Source organism: Arthrobacter sp. JZ12 (assembly GCF_035189165.1).
Lineage (GTDB): Bacteria > Actinomycetota > Actinomycetes > Actinomycetales > Micrococcaceae > Arthrobacter_D.
The window spans coordinates 609,633-627,308 of record NZ_CP045246.1; the positions used below are offsets into that span (position 1 = coordinate 609,633).

Genomic DNA, 17,676 nt, shown 5'->3' on the forward strand with positions numbered 1-17,676 from the left:
GTTGCGCCGAACAGGAGACCCAAACGAAAGGAACGGCATGTCACGCGTTGCAATCATCGGAGGCCACGGAAAGGTGGCACTGCATCTCTCCCGGATCCTCACCGGGGCCGGTCATGAGGTGAGTTCGATCGTCCGGAACCCGGATCACCAGGAGGACGTGAAGGCAACGGGTGCTCAGCCCGTCGTCGCGGACGTAACGAAGCTGTCGAGCGGTGAGTTGGCCGACGTCGTTCGCGGCCATGATTCGGTGGTCTGGTCCGCCGGCGCGGCGGGCAGCAGCCCGGAGGATACTTACGCGATCGACCGGGATGCGGCAATCCGGTCCATGGACGCTGCGAGGGAAGCCGGCGTCGATCGGTACGTGATGGTGTCCTACATCGGCGCCCGGAGGGATCACGGGGTTCCCGAGAGCAATAGCTTCTTCCACTACGCGGAAGCCAAGGCGGCGGCCGATGAATATCTTCGCGGCACCGATCTCGCCTGGACAATCCTCGGCCCAGGAGCGCTGACTACCGATCCCGGTAAGGGCACGATCGAGGTCTCCGGCGAGCCGCAGCAGAACTCCGTGCCGCGGGAGGACGTGGCGCAGGTGGCCGCCGTGGCGCTGGGCAACCCACGCACGGTGGGCAAGTTCATCCAGTTCAACAGCGGCGAGACACCCATCGCGGAGGCGCTCGAGGTCGTGTAACCCCTCGTGCCATAACTTCGGCGCTGCCCCCGCTTCCTTCCGGAGCGGGGGCAGCGCTGTGTCTCGCAGTCCGCGGTGACACCTACCGGCGATCCACCTAGGATTCCCCTATGCCTCCCAAACACTTGGTTGAGATTGAGCAGAAGTTCGACGTTGACAGCAGTACAGTGCTGCCCGCCCTGGAAACCCTCCCCGGCGTCGCTCGGGTCACCCAGCCCGTGGAGCACCAGCTCGAGGCAGAGTACTTCGACACCGGCGACCTCCGCCTGACCTCCCGCGGTATCACCCTGCGCCGGCGCACCGGCGGAAGCGACGAGGGCTGGCACCTCAAACTCGCACCGGTCGACGGTGCCCGCCACGAGTACCACGAGCCCCTCAAATCGTCCGACGCCGGCGTGCCGGCTTCACTGCTGCGCCTGGTTCGGGTGCACGTCCGGGATCAGGCGCTCGACGTCGTGGCCCGGCTCCGCACGGCCCGCACCGTGCGCACGCTACTGGCTGACGACGGCGGTGTGCTGGCCGAGGTGAGCGACGACGTCGTCAGCGCCGAAACTCTCCTGCCCGCACAGGACAATCTCGAACAGAGCAGCCAGAACTGGCGTGAGTGGGAGGTGGAGCTTGTCGACGGGTCACGGGACCTGCTTGAGGCAAGCCAGGCATTGATGGCCGACGCCGGCGTCGTGCCTGCCGCCCACCGGTCCAAGGCCGCCAAGCTGCTTGATGCGCATCTTCCGAAGGGACAGAAGCCCGCGAAGCTGAAGGCTAAATCGCCGGCCGGAGAGGTGCTGCTCGCCTACCTCGAAGAGCAGGTTCATGCACTGCTGGAACAGGATCCGCGCGTGCGGCTGAACGAGGAGGGCGCCATCCACAAGATGCGCGTCGCCACCAGGAAGATGCGCTCAGCACTGGCGACGTATCGCAAGCTGCTGGCTGATCCGGAAACGGTCAGCTTCCTGAGGGGCGAACTGAAACTGCTTGCCGGCATTCTCGGGGAAGCCCGCGACGCCGAGGTGATGCGCGAACGCCTCGGCGCACTGGTCGCGGAGCAACCGGACGAACTGGTCCTGGGATCGGTCGCACGCACCATCGACATCGAACTCGTCACCACCTACAAGAAGGCCCACGCCCGGGTTCTTGGGGCGCTGGGAAGCACCCGATATCTCCATCTGGTCGAGACACTCGAGGCTCTCCTGAAGGAGGCCTCGCTGTCCGACCTCGCCCGGAAACCGGCAGGCGCGGTCATCCCCGAGCTCCTGGACCGCGAGGTCAAGCGCCTGCACAAGGCTGCGAAGAGGGCGAAGGGCAACCCTGCCGGCATCGGTGACCACCCAGCCCTTCACCAAGCGCGCAAGGACGCCAAACGCCTGCGATTCGCCGCCGAAGCTGCAGCCCCGGTGAGCAAGAAGAAGGCCTCACGGCTGGTTGAGGCCGCCCACGGAGTCCAGAAAGTTCTGGGCGATCACCAGGACACCATCGTGACCAGGGAGCTTCTGCGCCGGCTCGGCGCAGCAGCCGCCACAGAGGGCGAGAACGGCTTCACCTACGGCCGTCTCCACGCGCTCGAGGAGGCTACGGCGCTGAAAGCCGAGCACCGCTTCCACCGGGAGTGGAAGAACTTCCCGTCAGTCTCGCTGACCAAGTAGCTGGCCGGGGAGCCGCTCGGCAAGTAAGCGCTCGCCGACGCAGCGCTCGCCGAGCGCGCAGAAGGCGCCGCTACTCCGTGACTTTTGGAGCGGCGTCGTGCCCCTTGCCGTGTTCACTTGCGTCGCCGTCGCGATAGTCGGCGAGCACAAGGATCGGCAGATGGTCCGAGGCTCCCTGCGGCAGGGTCTCCACCTTCTTGATGTCGAGTCCGCGCGACGTGGCGAAGTCGAAGTGCCCGCGGAAGAACATGCCGCGCGTGTAGGTGGAGCGGTCGCTCAGCGAGAGGTCGTAGCCGGCGTCGTTCATCCGCTCGCTGAGCTTCTGCGTGAAGAACGGGTAGTTGAAATCCCCGACCATCAGGGTGGCGATGCTCTTGCCCATTCCCAGCAGTTCGATGTGCGCCGCATTGATCTGGTGCCGCCGCAGCGAGTTCGACGCCGTCAGCGGAGCAGCGTGGAAGGATCCGGCCACCAGCGTGTGGTCGCTTTCCAAGTCAAGGAACTTCACGCCGATGAGCCGCTCATGGGCCGGCGTAAGCACCCGGTCGTGCAGCGACTTCTTGAGCGAGAACGCGTCCGCCCGCACCATGTCGAACCGGTCGCGCCGGTAATACATCGCCAGGCCCAGCCGGTTCTCCTTGGTGGCGGTTGCCATCTGAAGGCCGCCGACGACGTCGGGCAGGTCCGACGCATCGCATTCCTGCAGGCAGAGCAGGTCCACGTCGTAATCCCGGACGAGGGCTTCCAGTTCTCCGCTCGCCGTATGCTCCCGGAGGTTGTAGCTGATCGTGCGTATCAGGGCCGTGCTCCTTCATCTGTGGGGGTAAGAAGCACGCTTAGTCTAGGACAGCCCGGCCGCACGTGACGGTTCATGACTCCCCGAAAAGGATGACCTGTCGGATGGCCTTGCCGTCGGCGAGTTGGTCCATTGCCTCATTGATGTCCTCGAGCCGGATGTGCGAGGAGATCAGGCTCTCGACCGGCAGCTTGCCTTCCCTCCACAGCTGCGCGTACTTGGGGATGTCCCGCTGCGGCACGGCCGAACCGAGGTAGCTGCCCACAATCGTGCGGGCCTCGGCGGTGATTCCCAGCGGCGCTATGGACGCACGCGCGTCGGGCGCCGGAAGACCGACAGTCACGGTGACACCGCCGACGTCGGTAAGCTGCACTGCGGTCTCGAAGGCCCGGGCGTTGCCGGCCGCCTCGATCACCACCGGCGCCTTGAGCCCGTTGTCCAGCGCCTCCTGCGGCGTATAGACGGCGGTGGCGCCCAGTTCCCTCGCGGCTTCCAGCTTCTCGGGGACGGCATCGACGCCGATTACATCGCCGTTGCCCACCGACAGCGCAGTGATGAGCGCTGCCATCCCGACGCCGCCCAGCCCCACCACGACGACGGCGTCGCCCTCCTGCGGCTGCCCCGTGTTGAGAACGGCGCCGCCTCCGGTGAGCACGGCGCAACCGAGCACCGCCGCGATCGCGGGCGGGACGTCGTCGTCGACCTTCACCACCGACTTGGCGTTGACCACCGCGTGCGTCGCGAACCCCGACACCCCAAGGTGGTGCTTGATGTCCTGGCCGTCGCGGTGCAGCCGTTGTGCGTCGCCGAGCAGCACACCGGCATTGTTGCTGGCCGAGCCAACCGAGCAGGGGAGCTTGCCGTCGGTGTGGCAGTTCTTACACTCGCCACAGCGCGGCAGGAAGGCCATCACCACGCGGTCGCCCTCTGCCAGCCCGACGACGTCGTCCCCCAACTGCTCCACACGGCCCGCCGCCTCGTGCCCCAGCAGCATGGGAACAGGACGAACGCGGTTGCCGTCCACCACCGACAGGTCCGAATGGCACAGACCGGCGGCCTCGATGCGGACCAAAATCTCGCCGGGACCGGGCGGGTCGAGGTCCACCTCGCCCACCGTGATCGGGCGGGACTGCGCGTACGGCCGCTCGCGGCCGATCTCTTCGAGGACTGCTCCGGTGATCTTCATCGATGACCTTCCTAGGGAGGGGATCAGGTGGTGGCGGCCACGCGCCGTCGTAATTCTGCTGCGGCGGGCTGCTGAACCATGTCCGCCGGAAGAGCACCCCGGCCCCACAGCCACAGCAGAACCTCGGAGGGGTCGCCGCTGACAACAGCGTCGGGTTCGTCGCCGGCCTCGGTGGCAACCTCGATGTCGTGCGGGAGCAGTCCCACGAACCAGCGTTGTCCGCCGCTTTCCAGGACCACGCTTCCGGTGATGCCCTCCGGGTTGGGTTCGGAGCCGCGGGCCGATCGTCCACGCTGGAACATGACGGTGAGTACCTCGTCGATGCCGTCGATTGCGAGTTCGCGGTCGATGGGGTGCACGTCGTCGACCGCGGTCTCAAGGTCGTAGCGGTGAATTGCGGTTTCGTGGGTCAGGCGGCGGATCCAGAAGCTCACGGTCTGGTCGTCGGGCATCCAGGATTCGGCGGGATCGGAGGGCTGGTGCGAATCGAACTCGCCGGTCAGGCGGCTGTAACCGAGCTCCAGCTGGGCGGCAGGATCAAGGGCGAGGACGTCCTCCGGAATCCACCGCCCGGTCGGCTTCACGCCCGTCCGAACCACCTCCGCCTTCTGCAGGTAGAGCAGCGCGGTGTGGCGAACCAGTTCCTCGATGTCCCACCCGGGGCAGGAGGGCACACGGGATGAGAGCGCGCCGTCGTTCTGTGCCGAACGGGTGAGCTCGAGCATGCGCCCGAAGTCCTTGTCCAGGTAGGTGCGGTACTGATCAAGCCCGAGTGCGTAGGCGTAGTCGGTCACCGGTTGTTCCCTTCCGAACGGTGCTGAAGGCCGTGGAGCTTCCCGGCCGCGGCGGCGTTGAGGAGCGTCCGAACGTCTTTATACACCTCGACGGCGCCGGCTTCGCGGAGCTCGGCCTCGCTGGTGCCGCCGGTCGTCACGCAGATGGTGGGGATGCCCAGCTTGTTGGCCGCAATCACGTCCCAGACCGCATCGCCGATGAAGAGCGTGTCCTGGGGTGTCAGGTCGGCGACCTTCATTGCCGCCTCGAGGATGTCGGGCGCGGGTTTGCTGATGCCCGTGTCGGTGGCGTTGGTCGCGCCGGTGATGGCGTCGTCGGCGTCGATCACCTGGCGTAGCACGCGCAGTTCCTCCTCCGAAGCGGAGGTGGCCAGTACGACGGCGAGTCCCTGCTGCGCGCTGTGCCGCAGCAGGTCGGCGGCGCCGTCGAACGCGCGAAGGGCAGGCCACTGGGCGGAGAAGAGCGCGCCGTGGGTGTCCTTCAGGGTCTCGTCCTGGTCGGTGTCGCGGTCTTCGCCGATGAGGTGCTCAATCAGGGTGCTGCCGCCCATACCGATGGTTCGGTGGATGGAGGCCATGGGCACGTCGTGGCCGAAGCGGCGGAAGGCCTGCCACCAGGCGAGCGTGTGGAGGTAGTTGGTGTCGACCAGGGTGCCGTCGACGTCGAACAGGATGCCGCGGATGGCGCCGTCGGAATGTTCCGCCATGTGCTGCCTCTCTCGTGAGGTGGTAGATCCGGCTAACCTAGCCTGTCTCAGGAGGAAGCCGCTGTCGAGCGGTGGTGTCAGCCGATCAGCCGGTTACGCGCGGAGAGTACGGCCGTTGCGCACAGGGCGAGCATGAGCGCGGCCGCGGCACTGAGGGGGAATGTCCAGCTGCCGGTGAGGTCGCGGAGGGCGCCGAACACCACCGGGCCCACCGCCGCGATCCCGTACCCTACGGACTGTGCCATTCCGGAGAGCGAGGCGGCCTGCTCGTGGTTCCCGGTGCGGAGGCTGAACAGTGACAGCGCGATGACGATGAGACTTCCGCAGCCCACGGCTCCCACCACCACCCACAGCAGGGTGAGCTGCGGTGCGATAGCGAGGCCCGCGTAGGCGAGGAATGCGAGCACGCTGCTGCCAAGAGCAATCGGCCGCTGATCCGACGCGTGCTGCATCACCGTGCCGGCGACCAGGCTGGCCAGCACGCCGACCATCAGGAACACGGAGGTGTGCAGGCCAGTGGTTTCCGCAGGGATACCCAGCTCACGCTCGATGCTGGGCAGCCACGCGATCAGAACGAAGAACGCAAGCGACTGCAGCCCCATGAAAAGCGTCACCTGCCAGCCCAGCGCCGACTTCCATGGGGAACGCAGCCTCCCGGCAGGCCCGTCGACTGTCGCTGCAACGCGATTGCGGGACCGAAGCTTTGGAAGCAGGATGGCCAACGCGATCAGCGCCAGCCCCGCCCAGATCCCCAGCGCGAGCCGCCAGCCGTAGGCGCTGGCATTCGCGAGGGGTACGACGACGGCGGCACCGGCAGCGGCGACGGCCCCCTGGGCGGCGGTATAGAGGCCGGTCACCGAACCGACCCGCAGAGGAAGGTCCCTCTTGACCAGCGAAGGGAGCAGGACATTCAGGAAGGCGATGCCGGTTCCGATGAGCACGGTACCGATCCACACGGCGGCTTCCACCGGGATGGAACGGCCGAGAATTCCTACTGCAATGAGCAGGAGCGCCATGACCAGTGCGCGGTCAAGGCCGAACCGACGTGCGAGCCCCGGAGCCATCGGGGAGAAGACAGCGAACGAGATCAGGGGAAGCCCCGTCAGCAGCCCCGCGGTGCTCGCGGACCAGCGGAACTCGGCGCTGATGTCGGGGATCACCGGGCCGGCGATGACGAAGCCCACCCGCAGGTTCACGGCGATGAGCAGGACGCCGAGGAGGGCCGCTCCGAACCGCATCGTGCGTAGTGTTGCTGCCTGATCAACCACGTCGGCGCAGGCTCGCCAGAGACTGCCGCTGGTGGCCCCCCTCGTCGAAGTTGCCGGGTGCGAGCCAGGCCTGAAACGCCCTTTTTAGTTCGGGCCATTCGGAGTCGATGACGGAATACCAGGCGGTGTCCCGGCTCCGACCCTTGTAGACCGTCGCCTGTCGGAAGATTCCTTCGAAGGTGAAGCCGAGCCGCTCTGCCGCCTTCCGGGAGGGGTCATTGAGGCTGTCGCATTTCCATTCGTAGCGACGATAACCAAGCTCGTCGAAAATGTAGGACATCAACAGGTAATGAGCTTCGGTGGACAGCGGGGTTCTCTTCAGCGCAGGTGAGAACGTCACGTGTCCTACTTCAATCACGCCGTTCGACTGATCCTGCCGCATCAGCGCAAGGGTTCCCACCGCCCTGCCGGTACCCAGATCGATGACCGCGTAGTGCAGGGGGTCGTCAGCCTGTGTGCTGGAGGACACGTAGTGTCGATGACTCCCAGGGCTATCGAAGGGACCGGACGGCAGATACGTCCAGTCCCGGTCATCGGTAGCAAGGGAGTAGGCGGAGTAGAGGTCTGCCGCATGAGAGTCGGCGTCCAGAGGTTCAAGTCGACAGAATTCGCCCTCAAAGATGGTTCGTTCCGGCGCGGGACGAGAGGTCCACTCGGGTAGCGGCTGCCCGATCGGTTGGCCGTATTCATTCAGTCGCCCGGACATCGATTCTCTTCCTCAAAGGTGCAGTATCAGCGAGAGAAATCTTACCGGCGTTGCCGGTTCTGCAGACTCAATACGCCTTCACCCGCTGTTCAACGATGAGGTGGATGAGTGCGAAAACGTGGTCTTCGTCAATGGCAGCTAGGGCCGCTGAGAGCGCGTCCGGAATGTCCTCATCCCTTTCAACGCGCACGCCGAACCCGCCGAACGCCCGTGCCATGAGGGCGAAGTCCGGGTTCTTGAGTTGGGTGCCTGAGACGCGGTGCGGATAGTGGCGCTCCTGGTGGCTGCGGATAGTTCCGTATTCCTGGTTGTCCATGACCACCACCAGAGGTGTTGCCCCGTACTGGGCGGCCGTGGCGAGTTCCTGCCCGTTCATCAGGAACTCTCCGTCCCCGGCAATGGTGACGACACGCCGCCCTGGGGAGTCGAGGGATGCTGCGATGGCCGAGGGCACCGAGTAACCCATGGAGCCGTTGCGGGCACTGATCATCGAGGCGTAGCGACGGGTTGGGAAGTATCGGTGCGCCCAGTTGGTGTGTTCACCGGCGCCGAAGGTGACCATGGCGTCTTCGGGCAGGGTTGGAACGAGGGCGGCCATCAGTGAGTCCATGCGCGCCGGGCCGCCGGCGGGAGGGAGCGTGGGCAGCGCGGCAAACTTCTCCTGCTCGCCGCGCATCCGGGAAGTCCAGGCCTTCCACTCCTCTTTCACCGGCAGGCTAAGCGTGACGAGGTCACGGACGAAGACGTCCGGCTTGGCCAGGATCTGCCATGAGACCGGGCCGGAGCGACCGCGTAGGGACGGGTCCATGCTGACCAGGAAGTTTCTCTTGTTCCAATCCTGCCGGCAGACGAAGCCGTTGGTGATGACATCGCCCGGCACCGTTCCCACGAAGACGAGGAGGTCGGTTTCCTCAAGGAGGTCGTAGGTGGGTCGTGGCCGGCCGTAACCAATCGGGCCTACGTAGGAAGGGGAGTCAAAGGGGACGGTGCCCTGGGTCCGCCATTCTGCGGCCGCCGGAAGATGGTGCTTTTCGAGCCAGCCGGTTAACTCGTACGCTCCGGCCTGCGTCCAGTCGTTGCCGCCCGTGACGAACAACGGCTTCGACGCCGCAGCCAAAGCGCTAGCGAGGGCCTCGGCATCGGCTGCGCTCATGCCACCGGAGGCGATGCGTATGGCCGGGTGGAGTTCCGGGTCGATGTGCTCTCGGATCACGTCCTCGGGGAGGCCGACGACGACGGGTCCCGGCCGGCCGCTCATCGCTGAGAACATGGCTTCGGCGACGATTTCGGAGGCTCGTTCGGCGCGGTCGAGCACCATGACGCGCTTGGCGCCGGTGTCGAACCAGCCTTTGATGTCGAATTCCTGGAAAGCTTCGCGGTCGCGGTGTGCAAAGGGGATAAGGCCGACGAACAGGACCAGGGGCGTGGAGTCCTGCCAGGCGGTGTGCAGCCCGACGTGCGCGTTGGCGGCACCCGGGCCGCGCGTGACCATGGCAACTCCGGGCAGTTGCTTCATCTTGCCGTCAGCCTCGGCCATGTAGGCGGCACCGCCCTCATGCCTGCAAACGACCGTGTCGATGGGCGAATCGTGGAGACCGTCAAGGACTTCGAGGAAGCTCTCGCCCGGAACCACGTATGTGCGCTTGACGCCGTGGGCGACCAGCGAATCAACGATGATGTGCCCTGCGGATCTGGTGGGGGCCGGTGGAAGAACGGTGGGCGATGTTGCGAGTGAAGCCGACTTCGTTGTCACTTCTCTTCTTTCTCATGGTTGTGCTGGATTGCCGGGATGTGTTGGTTGTCAGTCGGTTTCCGGGCCGTCGCAGAAGAGGCAGTCCTCTTCGCACGGGGATGGGCGGCTGTTTGATTGGGCGGTTCGGGCGGGGCTAGAAGTTGTCAAGGAAGCCTCCCGGTGCCGGAAGCGGGTACTTCGGTCTGCGCGAACGTTGCTCCGCTGCGATGAGCTTCCAGGTGATGGGCTTGCCGTTCTCTGCAGGCATCATGTTGCCCTTCGCGATGAACTGTTCGCCTTTCTGTCCGCCGTCCGGCGACCACCAGCCGTCCAGCGGACAATGTTCGCCGGTGCGTGCGCGGCTTGCGCGGTAGATGCGGGGAGATTCGGTGTGGGAAATGCGTTTTCTCATGGTGGTACCCCTGGTGTGCGTGGATCCCATGGTGGAGAGGTTGGGTTGAGGCGCTGGACGGTGGACTGGTCCGCCCGCACCGTGGGGTGGACGGCGCGGCGGGCCCGCCCGGCAGGGCTACGCCAGTGCTGTTGCCTGACGCGCCCTGCCGGTACGTTTCGGTTAGATGAGTCCCTGGGAGAGGTGGTTCGGTGTGCCGAACCGGTGGGCGGTGATGGACACTGCCTGTTCCTGCAGGAAGGTGAGCAGTTCCACGCGGCCGGCCGCGACGACGTCGTTCGCGTAGAGGGCGACGTCCGGCTTGCCGTTGGCGGCTTCTGAGGTGGTGGAGACGGGGGCGCCGACGAGGCGGATGCGTACGCCGGACTCCGGTCCGGTCCTGGCCGCGTAGCGGTTCACGCGTGCAGTCCAGGCGTCCGCGTTCTCCACCTCGACCAACACCCCGTATTCCCGCAGTGCCCGGGTGATTGGAGCGGCCAGCTTCTCAGGGGTGCTGACCGTCAGCGAATTCGCAGCCGGACTTCCATTCCAGGCGGTGATGCCGGCCGAGACTACGCGGAGCAGTTCAGCGACACCATGCCCGGAGGTAGCGGCCTCGTACCGTATCGTTACCGGCAGCGGCCGGTAACGGAAGACGTTGCGCTCGGCCTGCAGTCCGGACACATCCCGAGCGACGCCGAACTCGGCGTGCCAAGCGTCCGCATCGGATGTCAGCGCAGATTCCAGCCAGGCCAGGTCGGCAGTAGGGATGATGCCCGTGCCGGTTTCCTCTGCGGCCGCCATCATGCGGCGTGCCGGGTCACCCAGTCCGACGCCGGCGGTCACCTTCAGGGGCGCATCCTGCCATTCGCCGAGGCCTACGAGGTAGTTCGGCCCGCCGGCCTTGGTGCCGGCGCCGACTGCTGACTTCTTCCAGCCGCCGAAGGGCTGACGGCGCACGATGGCTCCGGTGATTCCGCGGTTGATGTAGAGGTTGCCGGCCTGGACGTTCTCGAGCCAGTACTTCAGCTCGACGGGGTCGAGGGAATGCAGGCCCGAGGTGAGCCCATAGTCGATGTCATTGACGATCCCGACGGCTTCCTCGAGCGAGGCGGCGGTCATGACGCCAAGGATCGGTCCGAAGTACTCGGTCTTGTGGTATTCGCTGCCGCGCTGCACGCCCGTGCGGATTCCGGGGCTCCACAGCTTCCCGCTGTCGTCCAGTTTGCGGGGTTCGAGTACCCAGGACTCTCCGGCGCCGAGTTCGGTCAGGCCGCCGAGCAGCTTCCCGTTGGCCGGTTCAATGATCGGGCCCATCTGGGTCTGCGGGTCAACGGGGTAGCCGACCTTGAGGGAGCGTGCGGCGTCGACGAGCTGCTGGTTGAAGCGTCGTGACGTGGCAACGGACCCCACGAGGATGACCAGCGAGGCTGCCGAGCACTTCTGGCCGGCGTGCCCGAAGGCCGACTGCACTACATCGCGCGCGGCAAGATCCAGGTCGGCGCTCGGGGTCACGATGATGGCGTTCTTGCCACTGGTTTCGGCCAGCAGGGGCAGGTCCTTGCGGAAGGAGCGGAACAGCTCGGCCGTTTCGTAGCCGCCGGTCAGGATGAGCCGGTCCACTGCCGGATCGGAGACCAGTTCCGTTCCCAGTTCCCGCTTGGCCAGCTGGACGTACTGCAGCACGCTGCGGTCGATCCCGGCCTCATCCAGGGCCTCCCAGAGTGCTTCAACCATCACGGCACCGCTGCGGCGTGCCTGCCGTGCGGGCTTGATGATGACGGCGGAGCCCGCGGCGAGGGCCGCGAGGACCGAGCCGGCAGGGATGGCGACCGGGAAGTTCCACGGGGGAGTGACCACGGTGAGTTTCGAGGGGACGAACTGTGCGCCGTCGACTGCGTCCAGTTCCTTGGCCAGTTCGGCGTAGTAGTGGGCGAAGTCGATTGCCTCTGAAACTTCGGGGTCGCCCTGGTCGAGCGTCTTGCCGCATTCGGATGCCATGACTTCTAGCAGCTGGGCACGGCGCGCCTCCAGCCTGACGCCTGCGCGGTGCAGTACTGCGGCCCGCTCCGCTCCTGTCAGGGAGCCCCAGGCCGTACCGGACTCGACGGCCGTCCTGACGGTTGCCTTGAGTTGTTCGGAGGTGTGGAGCTCAAATGCCTGGGCTGTTTCCTGTCCGAGGGTCGAGGAGGGAACCCGGTCGAGGATCGCCCTGCCCCAGGCGCGGTTGCCGGGGAGATCGGGGTCCGTGTCCGGCGTGTTTTCGAAACTGACAGTGGGGCCGCCGTAGCCTGAGCCGCCATCGCCGAGGTCTGCCCGGTGCAGCTCTTCAATCAAGGCCGCCTCCGCGTCGAAGCGGGTCCGGTCCTGAACCCTGTTCGGCCCGGGCACGGTGTCCGTCAGGGCGTGGAGCGATGCGAGGAAACGCTGCTTCTCGCGCTCGAACAGGGCTTCGTTCTTGTCCAGCTCGAACACGGCGGACATGAAGTTTTCGGAGCTTGCGCCCTCTTCGAGGCGGCGGATCAGGTAGGCGATCGCGACGTCGAACTCGCGCGGGTGCACCACCGGCGTATAGAGCAGCAGCGAACCGACGTCGCGCTTGACGGCTTCGGCCTGCCCGGTTGCCATGCCGAGGAGCATTTCATACTCGATGCCCGCGGTGATGCCTCGGGCCTTGCCCAGCAGGTGGGCCAGCGCGATGTCGAACAGGTTGTGCCCGGCGACACCGATACGCACGTTACGGGTGCGCTCAGGGGTAAGCGAATAGTCGATCACGGCCTTGTAGGAGGTGTCCGAATCCTGCTTCGAACCCCACGTCGCAAGCGGCCAGCCGTGGATGTCGGCGTCGACCTGTTCCATCGGCAGGTTGGCGCCCTTGACCACGCGCACCTTGATGGGCGCACCGCCGGCCGCGACACGGGCTGCCGCCCAGTCCTGGAGCCCGATCATGGCCCCCAGTGCATCGGGAAGGTAAGCCTGCAGCACGATTCCGGCCTCGAGCTCACGGAACTGCGGCAGGTCGAGCAGGCGGGTGAACACTGCGATGGTCAGATCGAGGTCCTTGTACTCCTCCATGTCCAGGTTGATGAACTTCCGGGGAGTGGATGACACGGCGAGCTCGTAGAGCGGGGCGAGCCGCTCCACAATGTGCGTGACGGCCTCGTCGAAGGCCCAGTGGTTGTGTGGTGCAACCGTGGAGGAGACTTTGATGGAGACGTAGTCGACGTCGGGTCGGGCCAGGAGTTTTCGGGTGCCTTCGAGCCGGCGCGATGCCTCCCCTTCACCGAGGATGGCTTCGCCGAGCAGGTTGACGTTGAGCCGGATGCCGTCCTTCCGGATCCTGGCGATGGAGCGGCCGAGTTTGGTGTCGGTCGCGTCGACGATGAGGTGGCCCACCATCTCGCGCAGCACCTTCCGGGCAACCGGGATGACGACGCCGGGAAGCACCGGAGCCATGTAGCCGCCGACAGCAACCGCCGACTTCATGTACCAGGGCAGGAAGGACGGAACCTTCGGTGCCAGGACTTTGAGGTTGCGTGCTGCGACGGCCTTATCCTCGGGCCGGATGACGCCGTCGACAAATCCGACGGTGAAATCCAGACCCTGGGGGTCCTTCAGGACGCCGGCCAATTGGGTGGCAGCCGCGTCTACGGGGACCTTGGCTCCCTCAGCCAGCCAGCGCCGGACCAGGGCGATGGCTTCCTCTGCAAGGTCGCCTGGGCGGACCAGGTCGGTGCTGGTCCCGGTTACAGCGGTCATATGGTGGTACTCCTCGAAATGGGTCTCGGCGCAGGGCCGAGTGAGGGTGGGTGGGGGTAAGCGTCGACCCTGCCGAGCAGGCAAAGTCAGGCTGTTCTTATGGGGAGGGAGCCATCCCGATTCGATGAACCGGGGGCGTCGCGCAAGCCGTCGTCTTCGGCGGTCTGCGAGTGGCTTGACTTTCAGTATGGGGCTGCGTCATTTTTAGGAAAAGCAACGTTTTCCGAAAGTTAAGCTTCGGAAAAATCGAATGGTTGGCATGCTCGATATTCACAGGCTGAGGCTCCTGCGGGAGCTCAGCATCCGCGGCACTATAGCCGAGGTCGCGGCGGCGCTTCGCTATAGCCCTTCTTCCGTTTCCCAGCAGCTTTCCCTGCTCGAACGGGAGGCAAGGGTGACCCTGTTCCGGAAGAGTGGGCGGCGCTTGCAGCTCACTGCGCACGCACTGGTTCTCGTGGAGCATGCTGAGGAACTCCTTGATGGTCTTGAGCGCGCCGAAGCGGCCCTGGCGGTTACCCGGCCGGTGGTTTCGGGCACGGTCCGACTGGCTGTTTTCCAGACAGCAGCGCTGGCCCTCATACCGAACATGCTGCGCGCCCTGCGGGAGACGCATCCGCTCGTGCAGGTGAAGATGGTTCAGCATGAACCGGAGACAGCGCTGCATGAGACCTGGGCACGTAACTTCGACCTTGTGGTGGCGGAGCAGTACCCCGGACACGCTGCGCCACATTACGAAAGCCTGGACCGTGACCTGCTGACGCGTGACGAGGTACAGCTCGTGGTGCCGACCGATCTAACGGCGGCACCGGAGGACTTTCACCACGTTCACCAGTTGCAGGACGCGGCCGGACTGCCCTGGGTTATGGAGCCGCACGGAGCCGCCTCCAGGCACTGGGCGGAGCAGTTGTGCCGCCTGGCCGGTTTCGAGCCGGATGTGCGCTTCGAAAGTGCGGATTTGCAGACGCACGTTCGTCTGGTCGAGTCCGGCAACGCCGTGGCGCTGCTGCCGCAACTGGTGTGGAGCCAGCGGGAACAGCGTTCTCGTCTGGTGGCGTTGGACGGGCGGCCACACCGCACCATCTTCACGGCCGCACGCCGCTCCAGCGCCGGTGAGCCGGCCATCGCGGCGATCCGGCAAGCCCTGAAGGAAGAGGCGGCGGCGCTCGGTCTTGATGCCCCCACGTGAGTCGGTGGTCGGGTCCGAAGGCCGGTTCAGCGTTGCTGCGTGAGGATGTTGCTCTCCGCCGCCTGCACTACCGCCCTCGCAATGACGAGGTCCTCCCATGACATGCCCGAACTCTTGAACAGGACCAGGCGCTGAGGGTCCAGTGCGATGTTCCCGCGGACCACTTCCTTCATGGGAATAAGGTCCGCTTGGTCCAGCGTGCCTTCCTCAATGGCCAGGATGACGTCTCCGGATTCCCGCAAGGCTGCGGAGACGTCTTCCACGACCACCTGGGCGCGGCCGCAGAGCGCTGCATCCACTTCGCGGACGTGGGGTTCGTGGGAACCCACCGCGACGACGATGGCATCCGGTCGAAGGACGTCCGAGTCGAACAGCGGTTCGCTCGCGGAGGTGGCACACACAACGACGTCGGCAGCAGCAACTGCCGATGCTGCGGCCGGCGACCCCAGCGCGACCACCTCGCCTGCCGCCGACGGTGGTACGTTGACGCGCTGGGGATTGCGCACGATGTAGGTAACGCTGTCGATTTTCCGCTGCCCCTCCATCACTCCGGAGATGGTCTCCACATGCCCAACGCCCTGCTGGCCGGCTCCGAAGACGGCAAGCTTCAGCGGGGTGGAACGCTGGGTAAGCACCGGCAGGATTGCGGCGATTGACACGGCCGGCGTGCGGAGAGTCGTGAGTGCGGTTCCATCCAGGACCGCCTGCGGCGTGAGGGTAGCAGCGTCGAACAGCAGGTAGAGCGCCTGGATCCTGGCCAGACCCCGGTTTGGATTGTCGGGCGCAACTGTGGCGACCTTGACTCCGGCATGCGAGGCGGCTTCAGCCGGCATGATGAGGAACTGCCCGGCAGACAGGGGAAGGACGCCTCGCGCGGTGTCGCTGGCCGGATCCAGTCCGCTGACCAGCGCGTCTGTGATGGCGGCCGTGGCCCTCGCCGGGGTGAGGAGTTGGAGGATGACAGGTTCGGTAATGAACTCGAGTTGCACGATGGGTACCGCAATTCATGTGGGAACCGTTCGATCGTAGAGTCGGGTATCTTCCCCGGTATCGACGGTAAGGTATTACACCCAAAGATAGAGCCAAGAGTTCCGCGACGCTAGTGGTTCCCGCAAGGCGCGACACGTGCCCGGCTCATTGAATGGCCGTGAAGGGACATAGCCGCTAGTGGAAAGGCCGGGTTACTGGTCCGACGGCTCGTCAAGCCCCGCCCAGATCCCCCGAACGTGGCGCATATGGCTGGCCATGATCTCTTCAGCGCGACCGGCGTCGCCGGCCTCCATTGCGTCGAGGAGGAGTGAATGTTCCTTTGTTGATTCAAGGAACAGTTCAGTGCCGGCGAGGTGGTTCAGGCCGAGCAGGCGGCTCTGGTCGCGCAGGGAGCCGACAACTTCTAGGAGCTTGGAGTTGTTGAGAGCGCTAAGGATCGTGAGGTGGAACTCACGGTCGGCTTCGATGAATTCTTCCCACTGTCCTGCGGCAGCATAGGCATCAGTGCGGCGGCAGAGCTGCCGAACCGTAGTGAAATCGGTGATCAAGGATCGCTCGGTAATTTCCCGGACGGACGAGACCTCGATCATGGAGCGAATCTGCACAATGTCGTCGAGTTCCTTGTTCGAGGGTTGGCGGACCAGGAACCCCCGGTTGCGCTTCATCTCTATCAAGCCCTCTTTGGCCAGGTCGCGCAGAGCCTCCCGCACAGGGGTGATTGAAACATTCAACTTCTCGGCGATAGCCCCGATGGAGTGCATGGAGCCGGGTTCGAGGCGTCCGGAGACGATCTGGGAGCGGATGATGCGGACTGCCTGCTCTCGGAAGCTCTGCGTCGCAACGGCTTCATCCTGAGAGTCGTTCCATGTGAGTGCTGTGCCCACCGAGTCCTCCTATTGGCATGCCGGAATCTATACCCGGTTTCAGCGTACGGCACTCAGCACAGCATTGAAGGGCCGAAGCAAAATTATGCTCAGTAAGGTATCACACCGCATTTGGTGCTATGCTCTTCGGCAAGAGATGTACGTCACACCGTGGCGGATCCCGATCAGAGGAGTTTCAATGGCAATCTCCACCCTGCCAACGCAGATGGTTAGCCTCAGGGGAGTTTCAAAGAGCTATGGCGACAAGGTGGTCTTTCAGTCCGTCGACCTGGATGTCCCCCTTGGAGAAGTAACTGCCATGATCGGGCCCAGCGGTGCCGGCAAGAGCACGCTTCTACGGTGCATCAACATGCTCGAACGTCCGGACCAGGGTGAGATCACGATCGGCGGAAAGACAATCTCCGCGGGAAGGAAGACCTCTGCGAAGGAGATCGAGTCACTGCGGCGAAAAGCCGGAATGGTTTTTCAGCACTTCAATCTCTTTCCGCATATGTCAGTCCTGCAGAATGTGTCCTTCGCCCAGCAACGGGTGCTGAAGCGCAGCAAGGCGGAGGCTGACGAGCGCTCCATGGCGCTACTTGATCGAGTCGGCCTTGCGGACTTCGCGGATTCCTACCCGGCACGGTGTTCGGGCGGCCAGCAGCAGCGAATTGCCATCGCCCGGGCGTTGGCAATGGACCCGGAAGTGATGCTGTTTGATGAGCCCACTTCCGCCCTTGACCCGGAGGTGGGGCTTGAGGTGCTGGCTGTGATGAAGGAGCTTGCCAAAGAGGGTATGACCATGATCGTCGTCACACACGAGATGGCCTTCGCACGGGACGTTTCCGATCGACTGGTCGTCATGGCTGATGGAGCCATCATCGAACAGGGTGATCCGCACAAGATCATGTCCGAGCCCGAGCATCCCCGCACCAAACTTTTCCTGCGCGCCGTGGTGGGACGGTAG

Annotated in this window: 15 protein-coding genes; 4 read left to right on the plus strand and 11 right to left on the minus strand. The window is 65.0% G+C overall.

All coding sequences use genetic code 11. The features are described 5' to 3' along the window. The first annotated feature begins 37 nt into the window (after positions 1 to 37). Positions 38 to 688 carry an SDR family oxidoreductase gene (locus GC088_RS02985; protein WP_323960427.1) on the plus strand — a complete coding sequence of 217 codons (651 nt, stop codon included), beginning with the start codon at positions 38 to 40 and terminating at the stop codon, positions 686 to 688. Between the two features lie 110 nt (positions 689 to 798). Beyond that, positions 799 to 2,331 (plus strand): CYTH and CHAD domain-containing protein, encoded by a 1,533-nt coding sequence (locus GC088_RS02990; protein WP_323960428.1) that lies wholly within the window; start codon positions 799 to 801, stop codon positions 2,329 to 2,331. Between the two features lie 70 nt (positions 2,332 to 2,401). Here GC088_RS02990 and GC088_RS02995 read toward each other — a convergent pair whose 3' ends face one another. From GC088_RS02995 to GC088_RS03035, 9 genes are all read right to left on the minus strand, one after another. Beyond that, positions 2,402 to 3,127: an endonuclease/exonuclease/phosphatase family protein gene (locus tag GC088_RS02995; protein WP_323961892.1), complete on the minus strand. Its 726-nt coding sequence runs from the start codon at positions 3,125 to 3,127 to the stop codon at positions 2,402 to 2,404. A gap of 73 nt (positions 3,128 to 3,200) precedes the next feature. After that, positions 3,201 to 4,313 (minus strand): alcohol dehydrogenase catalytic domain-containing protein, encoded by a 1,113-nt coding sequence (locus GC088_RS03000; RefSeq protein ID WP_323960429.1) that lies wholly within the window; start codon positions 4,311 to 4,313, stop codon positions 3,201 to 3,203. A gap of 23 nt (positions 4,314 to 4,336) precedes the next feature. After that, entirely contained in the window at positions 4,337 to 5,107 is a 771-nt protein-coding gene (locus GC088_RS03005) for a maleylpyruvate isomerase family mycothiol-dependent enzyme (RefSeq protein WP_323960430.1), read from the minus strand. After that, positions 5,104 to 5,814, minus strand: coding sequence for an HAD family hydrolase (locus tag GC088_RS03010; protein WP_323960431.1), 711 nt, complete (start codon positions 5,812 to 5,814; stop codon positions 5,104 to 5,106). Before GC088_RS03010 ends, GC088_RS03005 begins: the two co-directional genes overlap by 4 nt. Positions 5,815 to 5,891: 77 nt before the next feature. Beyond that, entirely contained in the window at positions 5,892 to 7,052 is a 1,161-nt protein-coding gene (locus GC088_RS03015; protein WP_323960432.1) for an MFS transporter, read from the minus strand. A 22-nt stretch (positions 7,053 to 7,074) separates the two neighbouring features. Continuing rightward, the gene (locus GC088_RS03020) at positions 7,075 to 7,788 is read right to left on the minus strand and encodes a GNAT family N-acetyltransferase (RefSeq protein WP_323960433.1); all 714 of its coding nucleotides are present in this window, start codon (positions 7,786 to 7,788) and stop codon (positions 7,075 to 7,077) included. Positions 7,789 to 7,855: 67 nt separating this feature from the next. Next, on the minus strand, positions 7,856 to 9,541 hold the full coding sequence (locus tag GC088_RS03025) for a thiamine pyrophosphate-dependent enzyme (protein ID WP_323960434.1): 1,686 nt from the start codon (positions 9,539 to 9,541) through the stop codon (positions 7,856 to 7,858). A 133-nt stretch (positions 9,542 to 9,674) separates the two neighbouring features. Continuing rightward, the gene (locus GC088_RS03030) at positions 9,675 to 9,932 is read right to left on the minus strand and encodes a hypothetical protein (RefSeq protein ID WP_323960435.1); all 258 of its coding nucleotides are present in this window, start codon (positions 9,930 to 9,932) and stop codon (positions 9,675 to 9,677) included. A gap of 162 nt (positions 9,933 to 10,094) precedes the next feature. Further along, complete coding sequence (locus tag GC088_RS03035) at positions 10,095 to 13,670, minus strand: proline dehydrogenase family protein (protein WP_323960436.1); 3,576 nt, start codon at positions 13,668 to 13,670, stop codon at positions 10,095 to 10,097. A gap of 259 nt (positions 13,671 to 13,929) precedes the next feature. Between GC088_RS03035 and GC088_RS03040 the strand changes: the two genes are divergently transcribed. Next, the gene (locus tag GC088_RS03040) at positions 13,930 to 14,856 is read left to right on the plus strand and encodes a LysR family transcriptional regulator (RefSeq protein WP_323960437.1); all 927 of its coding nucleotides are present in this window, start codon (positions 13,930 to 13,932) and stop codon (positions 14,854 to 14,856) included. A gap of 26 nt (positions 14,857 to 14,882) precedes the next feature. Here the strand turns inward: GC088_RS03040 and GC088_RS03045 are convergent, their stop codons facing one another. Together GC088_RS03045 and GC088_RS03050 are read right to left on the minus strand one after the other, a co-directional pair. Continuing rightward, the gene (locus GC088_RS03045; RefSeq protein WP_323960438.1) at positions 14,883 to 15,845 is read right to left on the minus strand and encodes an ornithine cyclodeaminase family protein; all 963 of its coding nucleotides are present in this window, start codon (positions 15,843 to 15,845) and stop codon (positions 14,883 to 14,885) included. 192 nt (positions 15,846 to 16,037) lie between these two features. Next, positions 16,038 to 16,730: a GntR family transcriptional regulator gene (locus tag GC088_RS03050; protein ID WP_323960439.1), complete on the minus strand. Its 693-nt coding sequence runs from the start codon at positions 16,728 to 16,730 to the stop codon at positions 16,038 to 16,040. Between the two features lie 178 nt (positions 16,731 to 16,908). Here GC088_RS03050 and GC088_RS03055 point away from each other — a divergent pair, with 178 nt between their 5' ends. After that, positions 16,909 to 17,676, plus strand: a complete 768-nt coding sequence (locus tag GC088_RS03055) for an amino acid ABC transporter ATP-binding protein (RefSeq protein ID WP_323960440.1) — start codon at positions 16,909 to 16,911, stop codon at positions 17,674 to 17,676.

Bases quoted from the DNA above. Each gene is read 5' to 3' on its own strand.
- GC088_RS02985 (WP_323960427.1), top strand. From the start codon at position 38: ATGTCACGCGTTGCAATCATCGGAGGCCACGGAAAGGTGGCACTGCAT.
- GC088_RS02990 (WP_323960428.1), top strand. From the start codon at position 799: ATGCCTCCCAAACACTTGGTTGAGATTGAGCAGAAGTTCGACGTTGAC.
- GC088_RS03000 (WP_323960429.1), bottom strand. From the start codon at position 4,313: ATGAAGATCACCGGAGCAGTCCTCGAAGAGATCGGCCGCGAGCGGCCG.
- GC088_RS03010 (WP_323960431.1), bottom strand. From the start codon at position 5,814: ATGGCGGAACATTCCGACGGCGCCATCCGCGGCATCCTGTTCGACGTC.
- GC088_RS03015 (WP_323960432.1), bottom strand. From the start codon at position 7,052: ATGCGGTTCGGAGCGGCCCTCCTCGGCGTCCTGCTCATCGCCGTGAAC.
- GC088_RS03020 (WP_323960433.1), bottom strand. From the start codon at position 7,788: ATGTCCGGGCGACTGAATGAATACGGCCAACCGATCGGGCAGCCGCTA.
- GC088_RS03030 (WP_323960435.1), bottom strand. From the start codon at position 9,932: ATGAGAAAACGCATTTCCCACACCGAATCTCCCCGCATCTACCGCGCA.
- GC088_RS03035 (WP_323960436.1), bottom strand. From the start codon at position 13,670: ATGACCGCTGTAACCGGGACCAGCACCGACCTGGTCCGCCCAGGCGAC.
- GC088_RS03040 (WP_323960437.1), top strand. From the start codon at position 13,930: ATGCTCGATATTCACAGGCTGAGGCTCCTGCGGGAGCTCAGCATCCGC.
- GC088_RS03055 (WP_323960440.1), top strand. From the start codon at position 16,909: ATGGCAATCTCCACCCTGCCAACGCAGATGGTTAGCCTCAGGGGAGTT.